This window comes from Nocardiopsis endophytica (genome assembly GCF_027706725.1).
Lineage (GTDB): Bacteria > Actinomycetota > Actinomycetes > Streptosporangiales > Streptosporangiaceae > Nocardiopsis_A > Nocardiopsis_A endophytica.
This window is the reverse complement of sequence record NZ_JAQFWQ010000159.1, coordinates 1-13,870: the sequence shown is the minus strand read 5'-3', so window position 1 is coordinate 13,870 and position 13,870 is coordinate 1. Positions and strand designations below refer to the sequence as shown.

Below are 13,870 nucleotides of genomic sequence, written 5' to 3'. Positions count from 1 at the left end.
CCGAATCCGCCGGAATGACAGCACCTCCGTCGAGATCATCGCGGACAAGGGCCCGCCGCCCGGCTGGGGCCCTGAAGTGGGGGACCTGCTCAGCCGCCCGCCGACCCGGACCGCGAGAGGCCTGCCGCCCGGCAGGCAGGGCCCGGGAACCACCCCCCTCTCGCCGTCGCCGCCAACCATGGCGACCACCCACACGCGCTGCGACCGACGGCGCTGCGGGGAGGGCCGCCGCCCTCCCACCTCACACCCCATCGGCCCGCCGCCCGGCCGGGCCCCTGAAGTGGGGGACCTGCTCAGCCGCCCGCCGACCCGGACCGCGAGAGACACCCCGCCCGGCAGGCAGGGCCGGGGAAGCACCACGCTTGCTCCGTCGCCGCCCTTCACGGTGACCATGCACGCGCCGGACAGCCGACAGCGCTGCCGCAAGGGCCGCCGACCTGTCCTCGTCGCCGCCCCTCCCACCCGACACTCCGGTGGCCCGCCGCCTGGCCGGGGCCCTTAAGCGGGGTACCAGCCCAGCCGCTGTCTAGCCGGAGTGCCGAGGTGCACCTGGTGGCCGGAACTCCTGCTCGGATACCGGCCACCAGGCATGGCTCGGCGCGCCGTGCGGTTCCGATGGGGTGGTGTCCCCCTGCGGCGACGCGTATTCGTTTTGGGACGAGCAGGTCTCGGCCCTCGACCGAGCAGTGCCCGGCGGTCTGCCGGACTGCGGTCAGCCGCGGGCGCCCTGGCCGTCGCCGTTGAGGGCCGCTCGGATCCGGACGAGCCATTCGGTTCCCATCCGGTGTCCGTCCGGGTATAGGTCGTCGCGGTCCCAGCGCCAGGTCGTGATGATCGCCGTCATGAGGATCCTGCATTCGCGCAGCAGATCCACGTCGACGTCCGGATAGTGCGCGCTGACCTCCTCAGGCGCATGGGCCAGGTCGAATTCGATGGGCCCCCGACAGCACGTCTCGAAGTCGATGAAGAGCGGCCCGTCCTTTGTGGCGAGCAGGTTGCCCGGGTGCGGCTCGCCGTGCAGTGGCTGTTCGTCGGCGCCGCGCTCGCCGATCGCCCGTCGCATGTTCCGCAGCGTCTCGTCGAGCAGCTCCCGGTCCGCGTCGGCGAGGGCAGGAGTGGCCTCGCGGTCCGCGACGACCCGGAGCGCCTGGTCGACCCGCTCGGTGAAGTGCGGCAGCGGGGCATCGAGCCCGCGCATGCCGACGTGCAGCCGCTTGAGTGCATCGGCGAAGTCGGCCGGTGGGATGTCCTGAGGTGCCACGGGTTCGTAGTAGGTCCACAGCGTGATGTCGAAACCGTCGCGTTCGTAGACGCGCGGCTCCACCCGGGGATCGAGGGCGGCCACGGGGCACCCGGATGCGGCGAGCCGTTGGGCCAGGTCGATTTCGAACTGTGCGACCTGATGCGCCGCGGGCGCCACCCGAGCCAGGACGTCACAGGGCATCAGGCGGAGGGTGAGCTTGTTGGAGTCGTGGAGCACGACCGCGTCGTCGGTCTTCAGTCCGAGAGATGATGCGGTCGACCTTGCTGCGGCCATCGCACGGGGGACCTCTGACACCTGCACCGTCGCCCGACCTTTCTCCGCCGTGGTCATCCGCGCAGCGGAAGTCGGCCATGGCAAGTCTGGAATCGTTTCCGCCAGGGCCGTCCGACCGGAACGCCGACCCTGCCCGCCTTCCGGTTCAGCGCTCGCCGACCGCCGGGTCGTCGGGATCCTGCTGTCCGCGCAGTGCCTCGTCGGCGGCGATGACCTCCTGGTACCACTGCCGATGGACCTTGTACGTGCGGTCGAGCTCGATCGTGTGGTACATCCCGGTCGGCTTGCCGAAGGAGACGTCGCGCGGGAGGCGCTGCGCCTCGCGGCCGTCCACGACGAGGACCGCCCGGTCGGTGACCACGATCCACTCCGCCGGCCGTGTGAAGAGCCCCGAACCCGTGATCGTCATGAAGCCCGTCTGGACCTGCTCTCCGGGCTCCAGATGCGGCTCCGCGAGAGTGGCTACCTTCTCGACCCGTCGTTCCTTGTAGCCCACGGCGTTCCTCCGGTACCGGTGTTCTGAATCGTCGATGCGTGTGCGATGGGCGGTGAGGCACGGAACCCCACGCGGCGCGCGAACCGTACCAACACGGGACAGGAGGAGCTAGAGGTCTTCGAGGCGAGGCGGTCCCCGGGGAACGGGGACCGCCGGAGACCGTCCGCGTGGACGGGTCGTGCCACTACGTGATCCTGAGAAGAACGAACTTGTTCGGGTAGGGGCCGCTGAAGTCCTCCGCGCAGCGGTAGTCGTACCACGGGTTGACGACTTCGTACAGCTTCCTGACGGTCTCGCACTGGTCCCAGCGGTCGAAATAGGCGATGCGGACGTCGGCGCTGGCGGGGGCAGCCCCGAGGAGCAGCGCCGTGCCGGCGATCGCGGCCGCGACGGTGGCACTCAGGAGTCGCCTCATTCGGAAACCTCTTTCGTCGGTCGCGTGCGTTCGGTGTGCGACCGGGCGGGGGCGGTCGCGATACCCGGGATCGATTCATTGGAATCGTCGACGGATCCGGCGAGGAATCCGTTCTTCCGGTTGCCCCTCTCCGTTTCCGTGGAATCTCGAGTGCCGGGAGGCTAGCCCGGTGGGGAGATCATCGGCAACGCGGTTCGACTCAGATTTGATTCTCCAGGTCAAGGGTGCCGGACTCGGTGTCCGGATTATTGGAGGGATGGTGGTGGGGGAGTCGCGCATGAATGGTGGCCGAATGGAGGGGGAGTCGTGGCGCATTTCGCGCCGGTGGTCCAGCCGGCCGTCTCGGCAGCGCCCGGCGCGGGGCGTGCCGCGGGCGCCGTGCGCCCGATTCCGTCAGTGGCCTCTGCGAACATGGGCCGGATCAGGCCGCCACGGCGGCGGCCCGTTCCCGGAAGGCGACGGCCATGGACCGCTACGACGTCAAACGCGATCTCAAGCAGCTCTACGCGCCCAAGAACACCGACTGGGCCCTCGTCGACGTGCCCCCGCAGCGGTTCATCGCCGCCGACGGGAAGGGCGACCCCAACACCAGCGACGACTACGCCCGCGCCGTCCAAGCCCTCTACTCCGTCGCCTACACGGCCAAGTTCGCCGCCAAGCGCACCCTCGGCCGGGACTTCGTCGTCGCCCCGCTCGAAGGGCTGTGGTGGGCCGACGACCCCCGCGTGTTCATCACCCGCGACAAGGACGCCTGGCAGTGGCGCATGCTCATCGCCCTCCCCGACTGGATCACCGACGCCCTCGTCGAGGACGCCAAGGACGCCGCGCTGAAGAAGAAGGGCCTCCCCGCCATCGCGGACGTCCTGCGGGTGGACCTGCACGAGGGCACCAGCGCCCAGCTCCTGCACATCGGCCCCTACGACGACGAGGGGCCGTCCCTCGCCCGCCTGCACGACACCTACCTCGCCGCCAACGGCCTGCGCATGTCCGGCATCCACCACGAGGTCTACCTCAGCGACCCCCGCCGCACCGCCCCCGCCAGGCTGAAGACCGTCCTCCGCCAACCCGTCGCCCCGGTCGCTCAGGACCCCTGACCTCCCGGTTCGGCCTGTTCCGCCTCCTCGTGCTCACCGCGCTCCTCCTCGAAGCGCTCCCGGCGCTCGCGCTCCCGCTCGCTGTAGGCGGCCGCGCGCACCGCGGACTCGCTCTCGAAGGTGGAGCCCAGCGCCCCCGCCACCGTCCCCATGGAACTCGCCATCCACGCGATGAGCACGTACTCCTTCAGGCCGGCGGGATGCCCCACGACGGACTCCATGAAGGAGGAGTCGATGACCACGAGCGCCTCGGCGAGCGTCACCGTGAACAGCAGCACGTACATGCACAGCACGCCCAGCCCCACCGTGCACACCGTGGACGCGTTGTACAGCACCACCGCCCTGCGCAGGCGCGCGCCGTCCGGACGCTCCCACAGCCCGTTGTAGGCGATCAGCCAGGCCGCCATGGCGACCACCGCGAACGCGTTGACCAGTGCCAGCCGCGCCGGGTGCAGCGTGTCGGCCATCTGCCAGATCGAGTTGTAGAAGACGCCGAAGGAGCTGGTGGCCACGGCCGCCGCGATGGCGCTGGACAGGCTGGGCAGCAGTCGCCAGGGGCGGTTGGCGCGCACCATCCCCGTCAGCAGCCGCAGCTTCCCGCGCGTGCCGACCAGCTCCAGCGACTCATCCATGGACTCCGGGTCCGGCGAGGAGAACCGGCGGGCCGACGACGGGGGCGGCACCGGCCGCAGGCGCCGGCGCGGCCGGACCGCCCGTCCGCCGCCCGACCCACCGGACAGCCTCGCGACGAGGTGGACGATGGTCTCGCGCACCCTCCGGAAGGAGAACGGCCACCCCGCGGCCGGGACCGACACCAGGCCGGCCCGGGCGCCGGTGTCGATGCTGGCCAGCAGCGGCCGGGTACCCACCCGCCTGGGCAGGTCGGTCAGCGCCACCAGTAGATCCCACCCCTCCCGGCGCCGGAACCGGCGCGCGGTCGAGGCGAGGGGGATGTCGCCGTGCTCGTCCAGGGGGAGCGGGGCCAGGCGCGTGTCCACCCGCCACTCCACCGCGCCGTCGAAGGCGAGGGACAGCTCGCCGGGGAGCCGGTTCGCGAGCCGCTCGGCCATCTCGGCGGGCAGCCCGGGGTCGCAGACGAGGCCGACGACGACCACGTCCCGCTCCTCGGGCGCCTCCTCCCCCTCGGCCATCGAACCGCCCCCCGACGCCTCTCACCTGCCCGACCGGCCCATTCGCACCACTGGTCACCGCACTACCCGTGGTGCGGGGTGCCGACGCACGGCAACCGGAGCGGCGCCCGGCGGGCTCAGGCCTTCGTCAGAAGGCGCACCGGTTCGCCGTCCAGGAAGGCCGTGATGTCCTCCACCGCCTCGCCGTAGAAGGTCCGGTAGTTCCCCTCGGTGACGTAGCCGAGGTGGGGTGTGGCGAGCACGTTGGGCAGGGTGCGCAGCGGGTCGTCGGACGGGACGGGCTCGGTGTCGAACACGTCCAGCCCCGCCCCCGCGATCCACCCCTCCTGGAGGGCGCGCAGCAGCGCCGCTCGGTCGATGATCGCCGAGCGGGAGGTGTTGACCAGGTAGGCGTGCGGCCGCATGGCGCGCAGCTCCTCCTCCCCGAGCAGGCCGCGGGTGCGCTCGGACAGCTGCAGGTGGACCGACACGATGTCGCTGCCGCCCAGCAGCTCTTCCTTGCTCCCCGCGAGGCGGGCCCCGGCCTCGGCCGCGCGCTCCCCGGTCAGGTTCTCGCTCCAGGCCAGCACGTCCATCCCGAAGGCGCTGGCGACCCGGGCGACCCGGCCGCCGATCCTGCCGAGCCCGAGCACGCCCAGCGTCCGCCCGTCCAGGTCCGCCCCGACGGTGGACTGCCATGGGCCGCCCTCGCGGAACGACCGCACCTCGGTCGGCAGGTGCCGGGCCAGACCGAGGATGAGCGCCCAGGTCAGCTCGGCGGTCGGGTGGACGGCGCTGGAGGTGCCGCACACGGTGACCCCGGCGGCCTCGGCCGCCTCCAGGTCGATGGAGGCGTTGCGCCTGCCGGTGGTCACCAGCAGCCGCAGCCGGGGGAGGCGGCGCAGCAGGCCGGCGCCGAACGGGGTGCGCTCGCGCATGGCCACGACGACCTCGCAGTCCCCGATCTCGGCGGCCAGCTCGTCCGGGTCGGCGATGCGCCGCCGCAGCACGCGCACGTCCACCCGGCCCTCCAAGGGGCTCCAGTCCGCCATCGACAGGGCGACGCCCTGGTAGTCGTCCAGCACGGCACAGCGGAGCGTCATCGGTCGACCTGCCCTTCCTCGGTTCACCCGCCGGGAAGTGTAGGCCGTGGTCATCTCGGCGGCCGCCTGCGCATCCTCCGGATGGCCCACTCGGCGACGACGGCGTTCACCGCCCACCCGGCGCCCATGGCCAGTGTCCTGGCCGGCTGGTCGAACTCGGCGCCGGCCAGCATCCACGGCAGGTGCGTGAACACCTGCGTCCCCGCGCCCTGGCCGAGCGCGTACGCGCGGATCATCCACGCCGAGTGCCGGGCGATGTCCCCGCGCCGCACGGCCAGGACTCCGAGGACGATGAACACCGCCATGGCCGCCCCGACCACCAGCCGGATCGCGGCGACCGGGCCCGTGTCGATCGCGGGGACGTCGTACAGGAGCGTCATCCACACCCCCGTCAGCGCCGCGGTGAGGCCGAGCGGGACCAGGAGGCGCCCGGACACGCGGTGCCACCGCCTGCGGCGCAGGCGCGGAACGAACTGGAAGGCGCCCAGGAGGCAGTACGGGATCGCGGCCACGATGTGCAGCACCAAGGGGACCGGTGCGGCGAAGAAGCGGGCGTTCTCCGCCGTCACCGGCGCACCGGCGGCAAGTTCGCCGACGCGGAACGCCCCGGCGATGACGGGGACGGCGCTCAACAGGACCAGCAGGACGGGCACGGCCCACTCGCGCGTGGGGGAGGCGGCGGTGGCCGCCTGGTCAACGGTCGACATACAGGGATCGTGGCCGAGCGGCCGGTGCCCGGTCATCGGAGTTCAGGCCGGAGCGGGACCGGCCGAAAGTACGAGGGAGGCCCCGTCCTCCCGGCGCCGCCTAGCGCTCCCGCCCCCGCCGGACGCGGCCCGTCTCGTACGCCCACATCGCGATCTCGACGCGGTTGCGCGCGCCCAGCTTGGTCATCAGGCTCGCGATGTGCGTCTTCACGGTGCTCAGCGAGATGTGGCACTCGGAGGCGATCTCCCCGTTGGTCCGCCCGCGCGCCACCGCGTCGAGGATCTCCTCCTCCCGCCCGGTGAGCGGTTCGACGGGCTGCACCGGCGGCCCCGCCGGGCCCGCGTCGGCGAACGCCTCCAGCAGCCGCGCGGTGACGGCCGGGGCGATGAGCGCCTCGCCCGAGGCGGCGGCGCGCACCGCCTGCACGAGCATGTCGGTGCCCGCGTCCTTCAGCAGGAAGCCGCGGGCGCCCGCCCGCAGCGCGGCGTGGACGTGCTCGTCGTGGTCGAACACGGTGATGACGACGACGGCGGGCGGGTCCGCCGCCCCGGGCCCGGCGAGGGCGCGGGTGGCCTCGACCCCGTCCGTCCCGGGCATCCGGATGTCGAACAGGCACACGTCCGGGCGCAGCCGCCGGGCCAGGTCGACCGCCTCCCGTCCGTCGGCGGCCTGCCCGACCACCTCGATGCCCGGCTGGGCGTCCAGGATCATGCACAGGCCGGTGCGGACGATCTCCTGGTCGTCGGCCACCACCACGCGGATGCTCATGCTGCGCCCCCGGACCGGGGCAGCACGGCGGTCACGGTCCACCCGCGCCCGGGCGCCGGGGCGGCCTCACAGGTGCCCCCGAGCAGCTCCGCGCGTTCCTTCATCCCCGTGATCCCGAACCCGGGCGGCTCGGCGGCGCGGCGCAGGGGGCCGCCGGGGCCGTGCTCCCCGTCGTCGCTCACCCGCAGGCGCACGGCGGTGTCGTCGGCGTCGACGCGCACCTCGATGCGGGTGGCGTTGCGGGCGTGCCGCCGGGCGTTGGTGACCGCCTCCTGGGCGAGGCGCTGGACCGCCGCGGCGACCGCCGGGGGGAGGCCGCCGACCGCCCCGGAGACCTCGACGTCGACCCCGGGGCCCGGCCCCGGGCGGGTCGCGAGCCGTTCCACCCCGGCGATGCCGGGAGCGGGCGCCGCCCGGTCCGGGTCGTCCCGGCGCAGGGCCCGGACCAGGGTGCGCATCTCGTCCAGGGTGCGCGCGGCCTCGGACTCGATCACCGCGAGCGCCTCGACGGCGGCCTCCGGCCGCGCCGGCGCCACCGCCTGCCCCGCCTGCGCCCGGATCGCCATCGCCGAGACGTGGTGGGCGACGGTGTCGTGAAGGTCGCGGGCGATCCGCTCGCGCTCGCGCAGCCGCGCCCCCTCCAGCTCGCGCAGCCGGGCCCGGCTGCGGAACCGCAGGGCCGCACCCAGGGCACCGGCGGCGAACAGCACCGCGGCGCCGCCGAACCCGTCGGCGAGGCCGGTGTCCGACGCGTCGAGGGCGGGGTCCACCGACCCCGCCAGTGCGACGACGGCGGCGCCGACCGCGATCTGCCGCCCGGAGCCCCAGCGCACCAGGGCGAAGGGCAGCAGCAGGAGGAACGCCGAGGTGAACATCTCCCCGGCCTGCCCGAGGCTGGCCAGGGAGAGCAGCGCCCCGCCGGTGAAGGCCGCGGAAACGGCGGCCAGGGGGCGGGTGCGCCGCCACGGCAGCACGAGCGCGAGCCCCGCGACCACCGCCGTGGTGGCCTCCCGCCACGGCAGGTCGGGCCGCAGGGCGCCTTCGGCGAGCGCGGCCGACGCGCACACTCCGGCGAGCGCCCAGTCCCACCACCTGCGCCCGGGGACGCCTGGGGGAGGGGGCTCGTCCCAGAGGGAGCGGAGGATGCCGCGCACGGTGACAGGTTAGCCGGGCCCCGACCGCTGCCCCTCGGGGGCCCACGTGTCCGGCTCGGGCACCCGGACGGCCTTGACCAGCAGCCACACGATGAACGAGATCTCCGCGACCGCCGCCGGTGCCATGGCGAACGGTGAGACCGCCGCCCCGGCGGCCGGGGACAGCAGGCGGGTGAACACGTCCGTCAGGTGCCCGGCCGCCCCGACCGCCAGCAGCGCTCCCATCGCCTTCGGGAAGTAGCCCGACCTGGCGACCAGGTAGGCCAGCGGCAGCAGCCACAGGCCGAAGAACGTCTGGGAGATGAGGTACCCGTCCTGGTACATGTCGGTGAGGAGCGCGGCCAGGCGGTTGGGCCCCGTCGGTCCGAAGGCTCCGGCGTGGTCCTGTCCGGTGGCGACCGTCAGCGCCGCGCTCTGGTGCACCAGGTTCAGGGCCTGCATCGCGACGCTGACCGCCACCACGACCACCATCGCCGAGGCGGCGGCCGGGGCGGCGTGTCGGAGCAGCGGGTACAGCGCCAGGCCCGTGGCGAGGAAGCACACGGCCCCCACCAGTTCGCTGACGAAGCCGACGCGGAACAGCAGGGCCGAGTCCCGCAGGCCCGAGGCGGTGGCCGCGGCGTCGCCCGGCTCGACGACGCCCGCGTTCACCGCTCCTGCGAAGATCGTGAACACGGCGACGAGCAGGTACAGGGCTCCGGCGATCCTCGCGAGCCCCTTCGGCCCGGGCCTCATGCGGAGAGGGCGGACGGGGTGAGCCGCCCGACGATCGCAGGGGCCTCGTGCACCAGGGACGCATCGTCCACCGCCTCCACCATGAACCGCGCGTAGTCCACCCGCCGGGTCCGGTTGCTCGCGAGGGCGGGGTCGCCGACGTGCCTCCTCCACACCGGTAGCCCCTGGCTCTCCCCCTCCTCCAGGTCGCTGCCGCGGACGACGGTCCACCGGGTGTCGCTGTCGAACACCGCCCGGCAGGCCGCCACCTGGTCGTCGACGTCGACCACCCGGGCGAGCTTGGCCAGGCGGCCGACGACCGCCTCGTACACCTTGGTCCCGCGCGGGTACACGTCCTTGCCGTCGCGTCTCACGTGCCACCCGCAGGAGAAGACCAGGCGCGCCCCGGCCGGGGCGTGGTCGAGCACCGCGCGGGCCGTTCCCGAGGCGTAGTGGTTCACGCCCCACGGCACCAGGACGGTGAGCACCGCGTCGCACCCGGCCACCGCACGGGCGATCGCGGCGCGGTCGTCGGTGGCCGCAGGGACGACGGTGATCGCGCCGCCGAAGTCCGCCAGTTTGGGCACGCTCTGCTTCCGGCACACGCCGGTGACCTCCCACCCGCGGTCGAGCGCGTGCCGCACCATGTAGCGCCCGAGCTTTCCGGATGCGCCCACCACGCACATCCGCCGCCCGGCGCCGGGTCCCCCGACTCCCGTCGCTTCCATCGCCCGCCCCTTCCCCATGTCGCCTTGCGCTGTAAGGCTGTGCCTTGCACTGTAAGGTAACGCCTTGCGGTGTAAGGTTGTCAAGGACCCGCGACGCCCCCGAGCGCCCCGAGTGGAGGGACCCCGTGACCACGGAGCCGGTGGACACCCCGCGCCGACCGAACCTGAGCAGGGAGAAGGTGCTGCGCGCGGCGGTCGCCATGGCCGACGAGGACGGCAAGGGGGCACCGAGCGTGCGCGCCCTGGCCAAACGGCTCGGCGTGGAGGCGATGTCGCTCTACCACCACTTCCGCAACAAGGACCTGATCCTCGACGGCATGGTCGACCTGGTCTTCGCCGAGGTCGAGGACCCGCAGGAGGGCGCACGGTGGCGCACGGCGATGCGGGGCCGGGCCGCGTCCATGCGCGCGGCACTGGTCCGCCACCCCTGGGCCCTCGGCCTGATGGACTCGCGGACCAGCCCCGGACCCGCGACCCTGCGCCGCCACGACGCGGCGATCGGCTGCCTGCGGTCGGGCGGCTTCTCCGTCGCGGGGGCGGCGCACGCGCTGTCGGTGCTCGACGGCTACACCTACGGATTCACGCTCCAGCAGCTCAGCCTGCCCTTCACCGCGCCCGACGGCGCCGGGGAGGTGGCGGGCGCGATGCTGGAGGGGATGCCCCCCGACGCCTACCCGCACCTGGCCGAGATGATCGGGGAGCTCGCGCTGAAGCCCGGCTACACCTACACCGACGAGTTCGAGACGGGGCTCGACCTCATCCTCGACGGCCTGGAGCTGCGCCGCGGGGCCTGGGCGTGACGCGGCCCCCGCCCCGGTGGGGGGGCGGGGGCCGCGGCCTCCCTCAGTGGTCGCCGGTGTGGCCGCCGGCCCCGTGGTCGAACCGCGTCAGCTCGGGCGGGCGGACCACGAAGGGGAGCATCATCCCCATGTCCTCGTGCTCCAGCAGGTGGCAATGGTGCATGAACCTCCCGGTGGCACCCTCGAAGGGGCCGATCACGTCGGCCATCTGGGCCGCCGGGACCCGGATCACGTCCTTCCAGCCGTGCTCCAGCTCCGGGACCGGCACCGACCCGGTCTGCACGACCGGCGCCCGGGTGCCCCCGACCTGCGGGTCGAACCCGGAGACGTCGAAGATCCGGCGCCCCAGCGCCTGGAACGTGATCAGGTGGATGTGCATCGGGTGCATCGGCGCCGGGTCGGCCAGGTTGAGGAAGCTCCACTGCTCCCAGTCGCCCAGCTCGACGATGAATCCGAGGGCGTCGTCGAAGGCCCTGGACACCCTGCGGTAGGTCCGCGGCTCCTCCTCGCCCTCCCGGAGCACCTGGATCACCCCGTCCGAGGGGACCTGCACCTCCGCCGGGTCGGTCTCGACCATCTCCCACATCTCCGGGTGGCCTCCCCCGCCGACGGTGCCGGGCGGGGTGAGCACGATGAGCCGGTGGCCGTGCTCGGGCGCGTTGTCATGGGTGATGCGCCGGAACGACGAGAGCACCGGCGGCAGCACGAAGCCGTCCTCCACCCGCTCCTCGCCCACCCGGATCTGCATGACCTGCGGGAAGGGGATCCCGCCGTCGGGGTCGGCCTCGCCCGGCTCGGCTCCCCGGGGCACGTTGACCAGGCGCAGCGTGCGCCCACGCAGCCGGGAGAGGTCCATCAGCAGGTCGGCCCGCTCGGCCGGGGCGACCTCCAGCGGGTCGCGGACCCTCGCCGGGCGCGCCATCAGCCCGCCCTCGGTGCCGATCTGGCGGATCGCCCGGCCGACATCCTCGCCGGTGTCCTCGTCGATGAGGGAGAACCGGTAGGTGCGCGCGTTGGAGGCGTTGAGCAGCCGGAACCGGTACCAGCGCGCCTCGGCCTCGAAGTAGGGCCAGATCACCCCGTTGACCAGGGTGTAGGGGCCGGTGAAGGGGAGGGTGACGTTGACGCCCTCCGCGTCCTGGCCGACGATCTGGGTCTTGTGCAGCAGGCGGCCGGTGAGCCGGCCCTCGCCGTCGGTGTCGATGTTGCGGTCGGTGATGATCAGCGGCACCTCATGCGCCCCGGACGGCAGGCCCAGTGCGTCCTCCTCCCCGTCGCGGAGCAGGTAGAGGCCGTGCAGGCCGGTGTAGACGTTCCACCGGGTGATGTCCATGGCGTGGTCGTGGTACCAGAGGGTCATCGACCGCTGCTCGTTCGGGTACTCGGCGAGCATCGAGCGGCCCGGCAGCACCGCGTTCTGCGCCCACCCGTCGTTGCCCGCCGGGGTCGCCGCACCGTGCAGATGGGTGACGATCCACGGCGGCAGCGCGTCCACGCCCTCGACGGTCTCGGCCTTGGGGCCGCGCCCAGGGGTGTTGGTGGGCGGCGGCGCGCCGTCCTCCCGGGGCTCCTCGGCCGCGACCACCGGATAGCCCCCGCCGATCCGGTTGGTCCACGCGATCCGGAGCGGCCGCCCCCGGCGCGCCTCGATGGTCGGGCCGGGGAAGTGGCCGTCGTAGGTCCACACCCGGGTGGGCGGGAGCTGGGAGTGCAGGCGCACCCAGGTGTCGCGCAGCTCGACGGTGACGCCCTCGCGGCCCTCCCGCTCGGTGGGCGCCAGGCGCGGCGGGATGCGCAGCGGGTCCAGGAAGGGCGTCAGCCCGGCGCACCGTTCGGCCCCGGTCCCGGCCTCGCCGTCGAGCGGCTCGACGGGGCCGGTGGTCTTCTCCAGAAGTTCCGACAAAACTACCCCCGTTCCTCCCGTCCGCGCCCGGCGCGCCATTGCGCCGGTCTCTCCCCGAAGCGCGGACGCGGTTGACTTGAGTATCGGCGGCGGAATACGGACAAGGAAAGCGCGGTTTCCATGATCAATTCCGCAAGGGAAGAGACGGAGGTCACGCGACCCCGGGGCCGTTGGTCGTTCATCCGGAATGACCTGCTCGAACAATGCGGGATACGTAATGGGGAAAAGGGTGGGCGGGTGGAGACCGGGCATGGTTCCGATATGGCCGGTGCCGGACGCGGGGTGTCCGAACTCGGTCACCGGGACAAGGAGAGGGGAATTGCATTCCCGGGGTGCGCGTCCGGTCACCCGCAGTGGGCCGTTCTCTGGAGATGCCCCCGGCGGCGGCGAGGGGGCGCCGGGCGGGGCCCCGAACCCCTCGGTCGCTCAATGTTTCGGGGAGGTTGCACAGGGGTATGAGTGGGAGCGCTCCCACAGCCCGGACACCCGCACCGGACCACGGAGACATCATGCGAGGACATGCCCATTCCCCCATCCCCCGACGTTTCCTCCGCCCCCTCACCCTGCTCGCGGCGGCCGCGCTCGCCGTGCTGCCCTGGGCCTCCCCGGCGAGCGCGCACGGGTCGATCATCGACCCGGCCTCCCGCAACTACGGCTGCTGGGAGCGCTGGGGCGACGACCACCTGAACCCGGACATGGCGCAGGAAGACCCCATGTGCTGGCAGGCGTGGCAGGACGACCCCAACGCCATGTGGAACTGGAACGGCCTGTACCGCAACAACGTCAACGACGACCACCGCGGCGCCGTCCCCGACGGGCAGCTGTGCAGCGGCGGGCAGACCGAGGGCGGCCGCTACAACTCGCTGGACGAGCCCGGAGCGTGGAAGACCACCGACGTCGGCTCCGACTTCTCGCTCCACCTGTACGACCAGGCGAGCCACGGCGCCGACTACTTCCGGGTCTACGTGACCGAGCAGGGCTACGACCCCGAGACCGAGCCGCTGACCTGGGACGACCTGGAACTCGTGCGCGAGACCGGCTCCTATGACCCGGCGCAGGACATCACCTTCGACGTCAGCGCGCCGGGCCGCACCGGCCACCACGTGGTCTTCACCATCTGGAAGGCCTCCCACATGGACCAGAACTACTACATCTGCAGCGACGTGAACTTCACGTAGCCCCGAACGGCCGCGGGCCCCCCCCCCCCGCCCGGGGGGGGGCCCGGCGGGTCCGGGCGCGCGGCGGGCCCCGGGGCCGGTCCGGGGCTCCGTCCTACCCGCTACGGCCCCCGGCCGCCCGGGCCCGGGGCCGGGTCCCCGG

The 13,870-nt window shown here is 73.2% G+C and carries 14 protein-coding genes; 3 read left to right on the top strand and 11 right to left on the bottom strand.

The genetic code is table 11. The annotated features are described in order from the left end of the window. Positions 1-712: 712 nt before the first annotated feature. The 3 genes from O4J56_RS30435 to O4J56_RS30425 form a co-directional block, all read right to left on the bottom strand. Positions 713-1,594 (bottom strand): phosphotransferase enzyme family protein, encoded by an 882-nt coding sequence (locus tag O4J56_RS30435; RefSeq protein ID WP_270690581.1) that lies wholly within the window; start codon positions 1,592-1,594, stop codon positions 713-715. A gap of 88 nt (positions 1,595-1,682) precedes the next feature. Continuing rightward, positions 1,683-1,946, bottom strand: coding sequence for a hypothetical protein (locus O4J56_RS30430; RefSeq protein WP_270690580.1), 264 nt, complete (start codon positions 1,944-1,946; stop codon positions 1,683-1,685). Positions 1,947-2,217: 271 nt separating this feature from the next. Beyond that, entirely contained in the window at positions 2,218-2,448 is a 231-nt protein-coding gene (locus tag O4J56_RS30425; protein ID WP_270690579.1) for a hypothetical protein, read from the bottom strand. A 464-nt stretch (positions 2,449-2,912) separates the two neighbouring features. Here O4J56_RS30425 and O4J56_RS30420 point away from each other — a divergent pair, with 464 nt between their 5' ends. After that, entirely contained in the window at positions 2,913-3,542 is a 630-nt protein-coding gene (locus O4J56_RS30420) for a GyrI-like domain-containing protein (RefSeq protein ID WP_270690578.1), read from the top strand. Here O4J56_RS30420 and O4J56_RS30415 read toward each other — a convergent pair. The 7 genes from O4J56_RS30415 to O4J56_RS30385 all read right to left on the bottom strand — a co-directional run bounded on the left by O4J56_RS30415 (position 3,530) and on the right by O4J56_RS30385 (position 9,847). After that, the gene (locus tag O4J56_RS30415; RefSeq protein ID WP_270690577.1) at positions 3,530-4,693 is read right to left on the bottom strand and encodes a hypothetical protein; all 1,164 of its coding nucleotides are present in this window, start codon (positions 4,691-4,693) and stop codon (positions 3,530-3,532) included. The two genes, O4J56_RS30420 and O4J56_RS30415, sit on opposite strands and share 13 nt — an antisense overlap. A 116-nt stretch (positions 4,694-4,809) precedes the next feature. Then, positions 4,810-5,775 carry a D-2-hydroxyacid dehydrogenase family protein gene (locus O4J56_RS30410; RefSeq protein ID WP_270690576.1) on the bottom strand — a complete coding sequence of 322 codons (966 nt, stop codon included), beginning with the start codon at positions 5,773-5,775 and terminating at the stop codon, positions 4,810-4,812. A gap of 50 nt (positions 5,776-5,825) precedes the next feature. Further along, positions 5,826-6,482, bottom strand: a complete 657-nt coding sequence (locus O4J56_RS30405; protein ID WP_270690574.1) for a DUF2306 domain-containing protein — start codon at positions 6,480-6,482, stop codon at positions 5,826-5,828. 100 nt (positions 6,483-6,582) lie between these two features. Then, a complete protein-coding gene (locus O4J56_RS30400) occupies positions 6,583-7,251 on the bottom strand; it encodes a response regulator (protein WP_270690573.1) in 669 nt (222 codons plus the stop codon). Further along, entirely contained in the window at positions 7,248-8,405 is a 1,158-nt protein-coding gene (locus O4J56_RS30395) for a sensor histidine kinase (RefSeq protein WP_270690572.1), read from the bottom strand. The genes O4J56_RS30400 and O4J56_RS30395 overlap by 4 nt, the downstream gene beginning before the upstream one ends. A 9-nt stretch (positions 8,406-8,414) precedes the next feature. Next, complete coding sequence (locus O4J56_RS30390; protein WP_270690571.1) at positions 8,415-9,140, bottom strand: DUF4386 domain-containing protein; 726 nt, start codon at positions 9,138-9,140, stop codon at positions 8,415-8,417. Then, positions 9,137-9,847 (bottom strand): NAD(P)-dependent oxidoreductase, encoded by a 711-nt coding sequence (locus O4J56_RS30385; RefSeq protein ID WP_270690570.1) that lies wholly within the window; start codon positions 9,845-9,847, stop codon positions 9,137-9,139. The genes O4J56_RS30390 and O4J56_RS30385 overlap by 4 nt, the downstream gene beginning before the upstream one ends. 125 nt (positions 9,848-9,972) lie before the next feature. Between O4J56_RS30385 and O4J56_RS30380 the strand changes: the two genes are divergently transcribed. After that, positions 9,973-10,647: a TetR/AcrR family transcriptional regulator gene (locus O4J56_RS30380; RefSeq protein ID WP_270690569.1), complete on the top strand. Its 675-nt coding sequence runs from the start codon at positions 9,973-9,975 to the stop codon at positions 10,645-10,647. A gap of 43 nt (positions 10,648-10,690) precedes the next feature. Here the strand turns inward: O4J56_RS30380 and phsA are convergent, their stop codons facing one another. After that, positions 10,691-12,550 carry an O-aminophenol oxidase PhsA gene (phsA, locus tag O4J56_RS30375; RefSeq protein ID WP_270690568.1) on the bottom strand — a complete coding sequence of 620 codons (1,860 nt, stop codon included), beginning with the start codon at positions 12,548-12,550 and terminating at the stop codon, positions 10,691-10,693. Positions 12,551-13,059: 509 nt separating this feature from the next. Between phsA and O4J56_RS30370 the strand changes: the two genes are divergently transcribed. Continuing rightward, the gene (locus O4J56_RS30370; protein WP_270690566.1) at positions 13,060-13,728 is read left to right on the top strand and encodes a lytic polysaccharide monooxygenase auxiliary activity family 9 protein; all 669 of its coding nucleotides are present in this window, start codon (positions 13,060-13,062) and stop codon (positions 13,726-13,728) included. The last annotated feature ends 142 nt before the right edge of the window (positions 13,729-13,870 follow it).

Coding starts and splice junctions, on each gene's coding strand:
- O4J56_RS30400 (WP_270690573.1), bottom strand. CDS start 7,251: ATGAGCATCCGCGTGGTGGTGGCCGACGACCAGGAGATCGTCCGCACC.
- O4J56_RS30430 (WP_270690580.1), bottom strand. CDS start 1,946: ATGACGATCACGGGTTCGGGGCTCTTCACACGGCCGGCGGAGTGGATC.
- O4J56_RS30385 (WP_270690570.1), bottom strand. CDS start 9,847: ATGGAAGCGACGGGAGTCGGGGGACCCGGCGCCGGGCGGCGGATGTGC.
- O4J56_RS30425 (WP_270690579.1), bottom strand. CDS start 2,448: ATGAGGCGACTCCTGAGTGCCACCGTCGCGGCCGCGATCGCCGGCACG.
- O4J56_RS30435 (WP_270690581.1), bottom strand. CDS start 1,594: ATGACCACGGCGGAGAAAGGTCGGGCGACGGTGCAGGTGTCAGAGGTC.
- O4J56_RS30390 (WP_270690571.1), bottom strand. CDS start 9,140: ATGAGGCCCGGGCCGAAGGGGCTCGCGAGGATCGCCGGAGCCCTGTAC.
- O4J56_RS30405 (WP_270690574.1), bottom strand. CDS start 6,482: ATGTCGACCGTTGACCAGGCGGCCACCGCCGCCTCCCCCACGCGCGAG.
- O4J56_RS30415 (WP_270690577.1), bottom strand. CDS start 4,693: ATGGCCGAGGGGGAGGAGGCGCCCGAGGAGCGGGACGTGGTCGTCGTC.
- O4J56_RS30420 (WP_270690578.1), top strand. CDS start 2,913: ATGGACCGCTACGACGTCAAACGCGATCTCAAGCAGCTCTACGCGCCC.
- O4J56_RS30410 (WP_270690576.1), bottom strand. CDS start 5,775: ATGACGCTCCGCTGTGCCGTGCTGGACGACTACCAGGGCGTCGCCCTG.
- O4J56_RS30370 (WP_270690566.1), top strand. CDS start 13,060: ATGCGAGGACATGCCCATTCCCCCATCCCCCGACGTTTCCTCCGCCCC.